The 12,001-nt window shown below is 60.2% G+C and carries 11 protein-coding genes; 7 read left to right on the plus strand and 4 right to left on the minus strand.

Annotation, left to right across the window (positions count from 1 at the left end):
• The coding region (locus AC1DJO_RS14400; RefSeq protein WP_477971286.1) for a B12-binding domain-containing radical SAM protein at positions 1–1,131 on the plus strand (1,131 nt) is incomplete at its 5' end.
• On the opposite strand, the gene AC1DJO_RS14405 is transcribed toward AC1DJO_RS14400, so the two are convergent.
• Positions 1,132–2,022: a DMT family transporter gene (locus AC1DJO_RS14405; RefSeq protein ID WP_477971288.1), complete on the minus strand. Its 891-nt coding sequence runs from the start codon at positions 2,020–2,022 to the stop codon at positions 1,132–1,134.
• A 171-nt stretch (positions 2,023–2,193) separates the two neighbouring features.
• Positions 2,194–3,186: an inositol 2-dehydrogenase gene (iolG, locus tag AC1DJO_RS14410; protein WP_477971290.1), complete on the minus strand. Its 993-nt coding sequence runs from the start codon at positions 3,184–3,186 to the stop codon at positions 2,194–2,196.
• 154 nt (positions 3,187–3,340) lie between these two features.
• Between iolG and AC1DJO_RS14415 the strand changes: the two genes are divergently transcribed.
• Positions 3,341–3,586, plus strand: coding sequence for a hypothetical protein (locus AC1DJO_RS14415; RefSeq protein WP_477971621.1), 246 nt, complete (start codon positions 3,341–3,343; stop codon positions 3,584–3,586).
• Here the strand turns inward: AC1DJO_RS14415 and AC1DJO_RS14420 are convergent, their stop codons facing one another.
• Together AC1DJO_RS14420 and AC1DJO_RS14425 are read right to left on the minus strand one after the other, a co-directional pair.
• Positions 3,587–4,090, minus strand: a complete 504-nt coding sequence (locus tag AC1DJO_RS14420; protein ID WP_477949420.1) for a hypothetical protein — start codon at positions 4,088–4,090, stop codon at positions 3,587–3,589.
• A 62-nt stretch (positions 4,091–4,152) separates the two neighbouring features.
• Positions 4,153–5,154 carry a LysR family transcriptional regulator gene (locus AC1DJO_RS14425; RefSeq protein WP_477971292.1) on the minus strand — a complete coding sequence of 334 codons (1,002 nt, stop codon included), beginning with the start codon at positions 5,152–5,154 and terminating at the stop codon, positions 4,153–4,155.
• A 273-nt stretch (positions 5,155–5,427) separates the two neighbouring features.
• Between AC1DJO_RS14425 and chvE the strand changes: the two genes are divergently transcribed.
• From chvE to AC1DJO_RS14450, 5 genes are all read left to right on the plus strand, one after another.
• Entirely contained in the window at positions 5,428–6,492 is a 1,065-nt protein-coding gene (gene chvE, locus AC1DJO_RS14430) for a multiple monosaccharide ABC transporter substrate-binding protein (protein ID WP_112390245.1), read from the plus strand.
• 96 nt (positions 6,493–6,588) lie between these two features.
• Complete coding sequence (mmsA, locus tag AC1DJO_RS14435; RefSeq protein ID WP_310294149.1) at positions 6,589–8,127, plus strand: multiple monosaccharide ABC transporter ATP-binding protein; 1,539 nt, start codon at positions 6,589–6,591, stop codon at positions 8,125–8,127.
• Positions 8,124–9,335, plus strand: coding sequence for a multiple monosaccharide ABC transporter permease (mmsB, locus tag AC1DJO_RS14440; protein WP_112390243.1), 1,212 nt, complete (start codon positions 8,124–8,126; stop codon positions 9,333–9,335). The genes mmsA and mmsB overlap by 4 nt, the downstream gene beginning before the upstream one ends.
• Positions 9,336–9,454: 119 nt before the next feature.
• Entirely contained in the window at positions 9,455–10,450 is a 996-nt protein-coding gene (gene araD1 / locus AC1DJO_RS14445; RefSeq protein WP_477971294.1) for an AraD1 family protein, read from the plus strand.
• A gap of 69 nt (positions 10,451–10,519) precedes the next feature.
• Entirely contained in the window at positions 10,520–11,953 is a 1,434-nt protein-coding gene (locus AC1DJO_RS14450) for an aldehyde dehydrogenase family protein (protein WP_477971296.1), read from the plus strand.
• Positions 11,954–12,001: the final 48 nt, after the last annotated feature.

A 12,001-nucleotide genomic window follows, 5' to 3' on the forward strand; every position in this document is an offset into this window, starting at 1 on the left:
TCCTTCTGCACCATCATCAATGTCCAGGGCCGCAAGTCGCGTTTCCGCTCGGCCGACGATATCGAGAAGCTCGTCCGGATGAACTGGGCGCAGGGCATCCACAAATTCTTCATCACCGACGACAACTTCGCCCGCAACCGCGATTGGGAAGCGATCTTCGACCGGCTGATCGAACTGAAGGAAAAGGACGGCATTCCGCTCGGCCTGATGATCCAAGTCGATACGCTCTGCCACAAGATCCCGAACTTCATCGAGAAATCGAAGCGCGCCGGCGTCACCCGCGTCTTCATCGGCCTGGAAAACGTCAACCCCGATAATCTGACAGCGGCCAAGAAGAACCAGAACAAGATCACCGAATACCGCAAGATGCTGCTCGCCTGGAAGGCACAGGGCATCATGACGCTGGCCGGCTACATCCTGGGCTTCCCCGCCGATACGCCCGAGAGCATCCGCCGCGACATCCAGATCATCCAGCACGAACTTCCGCTTGATGTCATCGAGTTCTTCGTGCTGACGCCCCTGCCGGGTTCGGAGGACCATCAGACGCTATGGCGCAAGGGCGTAGAGATGGATGGTGACCTCAACACCTACGACGTCGAGCATGTCTGCACCGCCCATGACAAGATGAGCCGCGAGGAGTGGGAGACAGTCTACCGCGAGGCGTGGTCGCTCTATTACTCGCCCGAACATGTAAAGACGCTGCTGCGCCGTGCGGTCGCAACCGGCGTGCCGCTCGCCAGCCTCGTCAAGGTCCTCGTCTCCTTCGCAACGACGGTCCCGCTCGAAAACGTCCATCCGCTGCAGAGCGGCTTGCTGCGCCTGAAGCATCCCTCGGAATTGCGCCCCGGCCTGAAGCCGGTTCATCCGCTGCTCTTCTGGCCGCGTTTTGCGTGGGAAACCTTCAGCAAGCATATGAAGCTTGCCGGCGTCATCGTGAAGATGAGCTACGCCGCCTTCAAGATCGCCAGGGATCCGGCCTCGAAGACCTACATGGACCAGGCGCTGACGCCGGTCGAGGATAACGAGGAAGAACGCCTCGAGCTCTTCACCAAGACCTCGGGCGGCACCGCTGCCGTCACCCACGTCCGCAAGATCGCAAAGCTCACCCACGCGGCTCCGGCCGCCGAGTAATCAGGCCTCGATCGCCCGCACGCTCTTTCGATTGGTCAGATAGACACCAGTGACAACAACGACAGTCCCGAGGATGAGCGGCAGTGTCAGCGGCTCGCCAAAGGCGATGAAGGCCTCGATCGCCACCGTCGGCGGCATCAGGTAGATCAGCGACGCTGCGCGCGACACCTGACCGCGGCGGATCAGGTAGAGCAACAGGCCGATACCGCCCATCGACAGACCGAAGACCGACCAGGCCAGCGCCGCGAAGGCTTCGGCGGTGCCGTCGAAATGCAGGCTTTCGAAGGCGAGCGCCAGCGGCACGGTGATGATGAGCGCGCCGAGATATTGCAGTGTCGCGATGGTCTTCAGGTCGCCGCTGTGGAGGTGCTTCTTCTGATAGATCGTTCCGTAGGTGACCGAGGCCATGCCGATCAGGTTGATCGTCAGCGGCACCGCCGAATGCATCAGATCGGCGGTCGCCGGTTCGAGAAGCTTGGGCGACACGGCAATGATGATGCCAAGGAAACCGAGCGCCAGGCCGAGCTTCTGCGCCGGCTGCAGACGCTCACCGATCAGGAAGGGTGCGGCCATCGCCGTCAGTAGCGGCTGCATGGCGGCAATCACGCCGGAGATTCCGGCCGGTACGCCATTGGCGATCGCCCACCAGATGGCGGCAAGATAGAAGCCGTGCAGGAAGAACCCGGAATAGATCGCCCGCCAGATGGTCGCGCGGTCGGGCCACTTCGCCTTCAGCACCAGACAGAGCGCCAGGAAGGCGAGCGCCGACAGCGTGTAGCGCATGACGAGAAACGTGAACGGCTCCGAATGCATCGCCGCATATTTCGCCACGACCCAGCCGGTCGACCAGAGAAGCACGAAGATGGCGGGAGCGAAGCGGTCGAGGGTCATGATGCGGCTCGGGGCAAGAGCAAGAATATCCCCGGCTGATAGCCTCCCCGCTCCGCTGCGTCAAAGGCGAAACGTTGATGCTAAATTCAAATCCGGCTGATGCCCGGAAACCGAAATGGCCGGGCGATTGCCCGGCCATCTCATGGTCAGCTTTCGGTCGGGAGAAGGCCGTCAGCCGATCTTGATGAGCTTGCCTTCCTTGACGGACTGAACCGCGGCATCGGCAAGCGCCAGCGCTGCGAGACCATCGGCACCCGACGGCGCGATCTTGCTGCCCTTTTCGATCGCGGCGATGAAGCTGGCGATCTCGTTGGCATAGGCTTCGGTGTAGCGCGTCATGAAGAAGTCGTGCAGCGGCGGGCGGGTATAGCCGTCGCCATTGGCAACCTCGATGGAAACGGGACGCTGGTTTTCCGCAGCAACCATGCCCTTCGAACCATGCACTTCAATGCGCTGGTCGTAGCCATAGGTGGCGCGGCGCGAGTTGGAGATCATCGCCTGCCTGCCGGATTTCGTCTGCAACAGAACCGAAACGCTGTCGTAATCGCCAGCTTCGCCGATCGCCTTGTCGACGAGAACGGCAGCCGTTGCGAACACCGAGACCGGCTCTTCGCCGAGCAGGAAGCGCGCCATGTCGAAGTCATGGATCGTCATGTCGCGGAAGATACCGCCCGAACGCTTGATGTAATCGACCGGTGGTGCGCCCGGATCGCGCGAGGTGATCGTCACCATCTCGACATCACCGATCCGGCCGTCGTCGATCGTCTTGCGCACAGCCATGAAATGCGGGTCGAAGCGGCGGTTGAAGCCAACCATCAGCTTGCCCTTGTTCTCTTCCACGACCTTCATGCAGGCCCGGACGCGGTCAACGTCGAGATCGATCGGCTTTTCGCAGAAGATCGCCTTGCCGGCGCGCGCGAAGCGCTCGATCAGATCGGCATGCGTATCGGTCGGCGTGCAGATGACGACGGCATCGATATCCTTGGCGGCCTCGATCGCCTCGATCGTGCGCACTTCGCAGCCATAGGCGGACGCGATGGCATCAGCCGCCTGCGGAAACGCGTCGGCGACGGCGACGAGCTTGGCATTCGCATCGCCGCTTACGGCCTTGGCATGCACCTTGCCGATACGGCCGGCACCGAGAAGACCAAATCTGACAGTCATGAGAACCTCCCTGAGAATTCGGAACAAATGGACCGAATTGCAATATTTCTGGAATTTTCATTCCATTTTCTATGCGAGCCGTCAAGCCCGCCACCCTTTCACATTTGTGAAATCCATCCTAAAGACAAGTGATGGAAATATGACCGGGGAACTTATGCAGCTGATTGATCCAACCCATCCCGCCTATCGCAACGTCTGGGTACGTGCGCTCATCGTTGCAGTCTGCCTTGGCTGGGCGGGTGTGGAATTTCTCGGCGGCGATCCCTTCTGGGGCGTGCTGTCGGGCGCAGCGGGCATCTATGCCTTCTATATGCTGTTCTGGACTTTCAAGCCGCAGCAGCCAGCGGAAGAGAAGACGGAAACCGCAGAGCCCGTCGCCGAAGACAAGGATCCGGAGTGATCAGCGGCTGAGGCGGCGCACCGCTTCATCGATCAGAAGATTCGCCAATGTCATGCGCCGCGTCGCGTTGTCGCGAAACTGCGGCAGCACGCGATCGGGATGATTGGCCTTGGCAAAGGCTCGGCGCTTTTCGCCGAGCGACTGCACCGTATCCGTCGATGAGATCGCCAGCTCCGCCGCAATGTCGGCCGGGGCGATGCGAGACAGATGTTCGGGCATGACGGGTTCCGGCTCAGGCTCCGGTGCGGGTTCAGGCTCGGGCACGGCCACAGGCGTTTCCGGCGCGGGTGGTGGCGCTTCGAATTCGAGATTGTCGAAATAGCCCTGGCCGGGCTTCTGCTCCCCCGCTGTCGACACCCCTTCCATCACATCGAAGGCAAGACCGGTCGCGAAGCCGCGAACGCGATATGCCGCGGGCTGATCGCCAGCCTCGTCGTCTTCCTCGCCTTCTTCCGCCTTCAGGCGCTCCAGAACCGACTGGAACACCGATTGTCCGAACAGCATGTCGCCTTCCCGTTTCGAAGGGCGCAGTCTCGCGTCCCAACATGGCGCCGGGCTTGCGGCCATTACGACAGCGCCATCGCCTCCGCGAGGATCAGGTCGTAGAGCAGCCGTGCGCTCGGTGGCAGCGCCCGCTCTCGCGCCGTGATCAGGCTGTAGGGCTTCACGTTGATCTCGAATTCGGTCGGCAGGATGCGAACATCGGCGGCCTGCGAATTCTGGCTCGCCAGGAACTGCGCAACGTCGATCGCCACCGGCGCGATCGCATCGGTCTTGCAGACGATGGCGCAGGTCAGAAGCAGCGATGAGGTGTTGACGATATTTCCGGGCACCGGAACACCCGCGCCCAGGAAGATGTCCTCGACCGTACGGCGCAGCAGCGTACCCGGCGGCTGGAACACCCAGTCATAGTCGCTGAGGTCGGACAGGCTGCTCGGGCCGCCCTGCAGCAGCGGATGGCCGCTGCGCACGATCAGGCAGGCCTTCTCGATGCCGATCTCGCGCACCTCGAAAAGTCGCGGATTGAGATCGTCGGGGATACGGCTGATGATGAAGTCGTGCCGCGCCGCCAGGAGTTCGCGCGCCAGCACGTTGCTGGTCTCCACCTGGATGTTGACCTCGATCCCCGGGAAGCTCTTTCGCACCTTGTCGATGGCCGGAACGACGAGGCTCATGGCCGGCGCGGTGACCGCGCCGATGAACACCGAGCCGCCCTTCCCGCTCTTCAGTTCGGCGATCTCCCGGCCCGCCTCGCGCAGCTCCAGCAGGATCTTGCGTGCACGTCTGGCGAGTGCTTCTCCGAAGGTCGTCAGTACCACGCCGCGTGCCACCCGCTCGTAGAGCGCGGTCTTCAGGATTGATTCCATTTCGGACAGCATCCGTGATGCGGCGGGCTGCGAGATGGCGAGCGTCTCCGCGGCGGCGGAAATCTGGCCGCTATCTTCGATTGCGACGATCATACGCAGGTGATTCAGCTTTAAACCCGCACGCAGAAAGGCATCGTCGGCAAAATTATCGCTGTGGATATCGACGTGATCCAGCGAAATCGGCTCGGAAATAATCGGCATGGTTGCGGCCTCCCCTCCGCCTTCCATTAAAAGTAATACTTTTTAACGATATACCAAATTTGTTATGCACTTTACCACTTATTCTATTTGACAGTTATAGGATTCCGTACGAGTTTGCCGCCGTGTGCTGGTTGGCACTCAACACGTGTGAGATCGTGGAGGAGACCTACTTCGTTTCTCACCATCTGAAGTAACTATCCGATCTACGGAACCTGCCACAGTTTCGTGGTGGGCGATTTTTCGTCCGCCGATCTATTAACAAGGGAGAGAGAAATGAAATCCATTATCTCATTGATGGCTGCGGCTGCCTTCGGCGTCGCTTCGTTCGTTGTGCCTGCAATGGCAGCTGACAAGGGCCTCGTTGGCATCGCAATGCCGACCAAGGCTTCGGCTCGCTGGATCGACGACGGCAACAACATCGTCAAGCAGCTCACGGACGCCGGTTACCAGACCGACCTCCAGTATGCTGACGACGACATTCCGAACCAGCTTTCGCAGATCGAAAACATGGTCACCAAGGGTGCCAAGGTTCTCGTTGTTGCTTCTATCGACGGCACGACCCTTTCGGACGTTCTCCAGAAGGCTCATGACGCCGGCATCAAGGTCATCGCTTATGACCGCCTGATCCGCGATTCCGGCAACGTTGACTACTACGCAACGTTCGACAACTTCCAGGTTGGCGTTCTCCAGGCTGGCACGATCGTCGACAAGCTCGGCCTCAAGGACGGCAAGGGCCCGTTCAACATCGAACTCTTCGGTGGTTCGCCGGACGACAACAACGCCTTCTTCTTCTATGACGGCGCAATGTCGGTTCTTCAGCCTTACATCGACAGCGGCAAGCTCGTCGTAAAGTCCGGCCAGACCGGCATGGACAAGGTTGGCACGCTGCGTTGGGATCCGGCAACGGCCCAGGCTCGCATGGACAACTTGCTCTCGGCTAACTACACCGACGCAAAGGTTGACGCTGTTCTGTCGCCTTACGACGGCCTGTCAATCGGCATCATCTCGTCGCTGAAGGGCGTCGGCTACGGTACGGCTGCACAGCCGCTGCCGGTCGTCACCGGCCAGGACTCGGAAATCCCGTCGATCAAGTCGATCATCGCTGGCGAACAGTATTCCTCGATCTTCAAGGATACCCGCGATCTCGCCAAGGTAACCGTTGCCATGGTTGATGCCGTCATGTCCGGCAAGGAGCCGGAAGTGAACGACACCAAGACCTACGACAACGGCGTCAAGGTCGTTCCGTCCTACCTGCTGAAGCCGGTTGCTGTCACCAAGGAGAACTACAAGGCAGTTCTCGTTGATGGCGGTTATTACAAAGAAGACCAGCTGAAGTAATATTATGAATGGCCGGAACCTGCACAATTGCGGGTTCCGGTCTTCGATTCTATGATCGCCAGATCATTTTCGGTCGCGGCGTTGGGTTTTAAAGTAATGGACAATTTAATCCTCGAAATGCGGAACATCACCAAGACGTTCCCGGGTGTGAAAGCGCTCGAGAATGTGAACCTCAAGGTTCGCCAAGGTGAAATCCACGCATTGGTGGGCGAAAACGGGGCCGGCAAATCGACCCTGATGAAAGTGCTCTCCGGCGTTTATCCAGCAGGAAGCTATGAAGGCGACATCGTCTACGAAGGCGACGTCCGCAACTTCAAAGTCCTGAAAGATTCCGAAGAAATCGGCATCGTCATCATCCACCAGGAACTTGCCCTGGTACCGCAGCTTTCGATCGGGGAAAACATCTTCCTCGGCAACGAAAACGCCACGAACGGCGTCATCAGCTGGGGCGAAACGTTCAATCGCACCAAGAAATTGCTGGCCAAGGTCGGCCTGGCGGAATCTCCGAATACGCTCGTGACCGACATCGGCGTCGGCAAGCAGCAGCTCGTCGAGATCGCCAAGGCATTGTCGAAGAGCGTCAAGCTGCTCATCCTCGACGAGCCGACGGCATCGCTGAACGAAAGCGATTCCGACGCATTGCTCACCTTGCTGATGGAATTCCGCAAGCAGGGCATCACCTCGATTATCATTTCGCACAAGCTGAACGAGATCCGCAAGGTCGCCGACCAGATCACGGTCCTGCGCGACGGCATGACCGTCAAGACGCTCGACTGTCATGCGGACGAGATCAGCGAAGACATCATCATCAAGAACATGGTGGGCCGCGACCTGGCCGACCGTTATCCGCCGCGCTCTGTGCCGATCGGCGAGACGATCTTCGAGGTCAAGAACTGGAACGCCTTCCATCAGCAGCATCGCGACCGCCAGGTTCTGCACGACATCAACGTCCATGTCCGCAAGGGCGAGGTTGTCGGCATCGCCGGCCTGATGGGTGCCGGCCGTACCGAATTCGCCATGAGCGTGTTCGGCAAGACCTATGGTCACAAGATCACCGGTGACGTCTTCGTCGATGGCAAGAAGGTCGATACGACGACGGTGCGCAAGGCGATCGACGCCGGTCTTGCCTATGTGACCGAAGACCGCAAGCATCTCGGCCTCGTTCTGGGCGAGACGATCGTTCACAACACCACGCTCGCCAATCTGGCGGCAGTGTCGAACGCCACGGTCATCGACAGCGTCAAGGAAACACGGGTCGCGTCCGACTATCGCTCGAAGCTGCGCATTCGTTCTTCCAGTATCTTCCAGGAAGCGGTCAACCTGTCCGGCGGCAACCAGCAGAAGGTGGTTCTGTCGAAATGGCTGTTCTCGGATCCCGATGTTTTGATCCTGGACGAACCAACGCGCGGCATTGATGTTGGCGCTAAATATGAAATCTATACTATCATCAACCAGCTCGCGGCTGACGGCAAAGGCGTTCTGATGATTTCATCGGAAATGCCGGAGCTCCTTGGTACGTGCGACCGCATCTACGTCATGAATGAAGGACGGATCGTTGCGGAACTGCCTAAAGGGGAAGCGAGCCAGGAAACCATCATGCGCGCCATCATGCGTTCAGGAGATAAGAAACAATGACGCCGATCAATCAACCAATCACCGAACAAGGGCGTGTCGTATCCATCGGCGAATTTGTTCGCGGTAACATCCGCGAGTACGGCATGTTCATCGCGCTCATCGCGATCATGGTGTTCTTCCAGATCTCGACCGGCGGCGTTCTCTTCCGCCCGCTCAACCTGACCAACATCATCCTGCAGAATTCCTTCATCGTCGTCATGGCGCTGGGCATGCTGCTGGTGATCGTTGCCGGCCATATCGATCTTTCGGTTGGCTCCGTCGTCGGTTTCATCGGCGCCATCGCCGCCGTCATGACGGTCGAGTGGCACATGAATTATGTGCTGGCAGCCGTTATTTGTCTGGCCGTGGGTGCGCTGGTTGGCGGCCTGCAGGGCTATTTCGTCGCCTATCACAAGATCCCGTCCTTCATCGTCACTCTTGCGGGCATGCTGGTCTTCCGCGGCCTGACGCTGACCGTGATGACGGGTGCCGGAACCGGCACCAGCATCGGTCCATTCCCGCCCGCCTTCCAGCTGATCAGCATCGGCTTTTTGCCGAACCTCTTCGACATGGGCGGCATTAATTCGACGTCGCTCATCCTGACCGTCGTCGGCGCCGTTACCCTCGTCTACCTGGCCTGGCGCCAGCGCAAGTCGAACGAGAAGCATGGCAACGACGTCGAGCCGCTCGGCTTCTTCCTTGCGCAGAACGGTGTCATCGCTCTCGCCATCCTGGCGCTCGGCTATCAGCTGTCGATCTACAAGGGCTTTCCGAACGTGCTCGTGATCATGCTTGTGCTGATCACCGCTTACGCCTTCATTACCCGCCGCACGACGATCGGCCGCCGCATCTACGCCATGGGCGGCAACGAGAAGGCAACGAAGCTGTCCGGTATCAACACCGAGCGGCTGACGTTCCTCACCTTTGCGAACATGGGCCTGCTTGCCGGTCTCGCCGGTCTCATCGTTGCGCTGCGCCTCAACTCGGCAACGGCAAAGGGCGGTTTCGGCCTGGAGCTTGACGTCATCGCGGCCTGCTTCATCGGCGGTGCATCCGCCCAGGGCGGCGTCGGCAAGGTGACCGGCGCTGTGATCGGTGCTCTCATCATGGGCATCATGAACAACGGCATGTCGATCCACGGCCTCGGCACGGACTCCCAGCAGATGGTCAAGGGCGCAGTCCTTTTGGCCGCCGTCTTCTTCGACGTCTATAACAAGAATAAGGGCTGAGCGCTCCGGCGCCGGCTCCATGCATTCGCATTCGCAGTCATGAAAACGAATAGTTCCGGCTCCCCAGGGAGCCGGACGGGCGGAGCATTATCCGCAGCTACCCAAAGAGGATGAAGACCGTGCTCATTTCGCAGATCAAGGGTTCGAACGGAGAGATCATCGTCGCCGTGCGCGAGCCGGGCGGTGCAGCGAAAGCCGTGAAGAATGCAGGCAGCGTCTATGCGCTGGCGATGGAAGCGGCAAACGCCGGCAAGTCCCTCGTTTCGGTCATCGAGGCGCATGGCCTCGGCGATGCCGTCGATCTGGAGAAGGCTTACGCCGATGGCAGCTTCCTGCCGCCGATCACCCATCCCGACGCCGCCCACCTGCATCTGACCGGCACCGGCCTGACGCATCTGGGCTCGGCCGCCACCCGCGACAGCATGCACAAGAAAACCAGCGAAGCCGCTGAGGAAACCCTCACGGACTCGATGAAGATGTTCAAGATGGGCATCGAGAACGGCAAGCCGAAGGCTGGCGAAAAGGGCGTGCAGCCCGAGTGGTTCTACAAGGGCAACGGCTACGGCGCTGCAGCACCGGGCGCGCCCCTCGTCTCCCCCTCCTTCGCGCTCGATGGCGGCGAAGAACCCGAAATGGCCGGCATCTACGTCATCGCCGAAGATGGCTCACCGTTCCGCATCGGCTTTGCGCTGTCGAACGAATTTTCCGACCACGTCACCGAGCGGATCAACTACCTCTACCTCGCCCATTCCAAGCTGCGTCCGGCGAGCTTCGGCCCGGAAATCCGCATCGGCGTTGCCCCTGAGGATATCCGCGGCACCTCGCGCATCAAGCGCGGCGACAAGGTGATCTTCGAAAAGCCGTTCCTGTCGGGTGAAGCGAACATGTCGCACACCTTTGCGAACCTCGAATACCATCACTTCAAATACGGCCTGTTCCGCGTACCGGGCGACGTTCACGTCCACATGTTCGGCACGGCGACCCTGTCCTTTGCCGACGGCATCAAGCCGGAAGCCGGCGACGTCTTCGAAATCGAGGTCGCCGAATTCGGCCTGCCGCTGAAGAACCCGCTGAAAATCGACGCCGAAGAAGACATCGTCATCAAGCAGCTCTAATTTCCCATGACCCGGCTGCCGCTACGGCCGGGTCATTTTTCATAAAAGGTAAAGGAGGCTCGCGAGCCCATGACCATTTATCAGAACCTGATCGCCGGCGAATGGGTCGGCACCAATGCGACGAAGAACATCAACCCGTCGGATACCAACGAAGTCGTCGGCCTCTATGCCGATGGCTCCGCCGAAGACACCAGGAACGCCATCGCTGCCGCCAAGGCCGCCTTCCCGGCCTGGTCGCGCTCCGGCATCTGGGAACGCCACGTCATCCTGAAGAAGACCGGCGACGAGATCATGGCCCGCAAGGACGAGCTCGGTGTGCTGCTTGCCCGCGAAGAAGGCAAGACCCTGCCTGAGGCCATCGGCGAAACCATCCGCGCCTCGCAGATCTTCGAATTTTTCGCAGGCGAAGTGCTGCGCCTTGCCGGCGAGATCGTCCCCTCGGTGCGCCCGAATATCGGCGTCGAGATCACCCGCGACCCACTCGGCGTCATCGGCATCATCACGCCCTGGAACTTCCCGATCGCCATTCCGGCGTGGAAGATCGCCCCTGCCCTCTGCTATGGCAACACCATCGTCTTCAAGCCGGCGGAACTCGTTCCGGGCTGCTCCTGGGCGATCGTCGATATCCTGCACCGCGCAGGCCTGCCGAAGGGCGTCCTCAACCTCGTCATGGGCAAGGGCTCGGTCGTCGGCCAGGTCATGCTCGACAGCCCGGATGTTTCGGGCATCACCTTCACCGGCTCCACCGGCACCGGCAAGCGCGTCGCTGCCGCCTCCATCGAGCATAACCGCAAGTTCCAGCTGGAAATGGGCGGCAAGAACCCGATGGTCGTTCTCGACGATGCCGACCTGACGGTCGCCGTCGAAGCGGCTGCCAATTCCGGCTTCTTTTCGACCGGTCAGCGCTGCACCGCCTCGTCGCGCCTGATCGTCACCGAAGGCATCCACGACAAGTTCGTTGCTGCACTGACGGAAAAGCTGAAGACCATCGTCGTCGACAACGCTCTGAAGCCCGGCACCCATATCGGCCCTGTCGTCGATGAGCGCCAGCTGAAGACCGACACCGATTACATCGAGATCGGCAAGAAGGAAGGCGCCAAGCTCGCCTTCGGCGGCGAAACCATTACCCGCGAAACGCCCGGCTTCTATCTACAGCCGACGCTCTTCACCGAAGCGACCAACCAGATGCGCATTTCGCGCGAAGAGATCTTCGGACCTGTCGTCTCCGTCATCCGCGTCAAGGATTACGAAGAAGCACTGGCAACCGCCAACGACACGCCCTTCGGCCTCTCGTCGGGCATCGCCACCACCAGCCTCAAGCATGCGACGCATTTCAAGCGCAATGCAGAAGCCGGCATGGTGATGGTCAACCTGCCGACCGCAGGCGTCGATTTCCACGTTCCGTTTGGCGGCCGCAAGGGCTCCTCCTACGGCCCGCGCGAGCAGGGCAAGTACGCCGCCGAATTCTACACAACCGTCAAGACCAGCTACACACTGGCCTAAGACATCCATTGGCGTTCCGGGCCGTGCGAGGCGGTCCGGCGCCCTTGA

Source organism: Rhizobium sp. 05N430 (assembly GCF_056396985.1).

Excerpts from the sequence above, each read along its gene's own strand:
- AC1DJO_RS14405 (WP_477971288.1), bottom strand. The coding sequence starts at position 2,022 with ATGACCCTCGACCGCTTCGCTCCCGCCATCTTCGTGCTTCTCTGGTCG.
- iolG (WP_477971290.1), bottom strand. The coding sequence starts at position 3,186 with ATGACTGTCAGATTTGGTCTTCTCGGTGCCGGCCGTATCGGCAAGGTG.
- AC1DJO_RS14415 (WP_477971621.1), top strand. The coding sequence starts at position 3,341 with ATGCAGCTGATTGATCCAACCCATCCCGCCTATCGCAACGTCTGGGTA.
- AC1DJO_RS14420 (WP_477949420.1), bottom strand. The coding sequence starts at position 4,090 with ATGCTGTTCGGACAATCGGTGTTCCAGTCGGTTCTGGAGCGCCTGAAG.
- AC1DJO_RS14425 (WP_477971292.1), bottom strand. The coding sequence starts at position 5,154 with ATGCCGATTATTTCCGAGCCGATTTCGCTGGATCACGTCGATATCCAC.
- chvE (WP_112390245.1), top strand. The coding sequence starts at position 5,428 with ATGAAATCCATTATCTCATTGATGGCTGCGGCTGCCTTCGGCGTCGCT.
- mmsA (WP_310294149.1), top strand. The coding sequence starts at position 6,589 with ATGGACAATTTAATCCTCGAAATGCGGAACATCACCAAGACGTTCCCG.
- mmsB (WP_112390243.1), top strand. The coding sequence starts at position 8,124 with ATGACGCCGATCAATCAACCAATCACCGAACAAGGGCGTGTCGTATCC.
- AC1DJO_RS14450 (WP_477971296.1), top strand. The coding sequence starts at position 10,520 with ATGACCATTTATCAGAACCTGATCGCCGGCGAATGGGTCGGCACCAAT.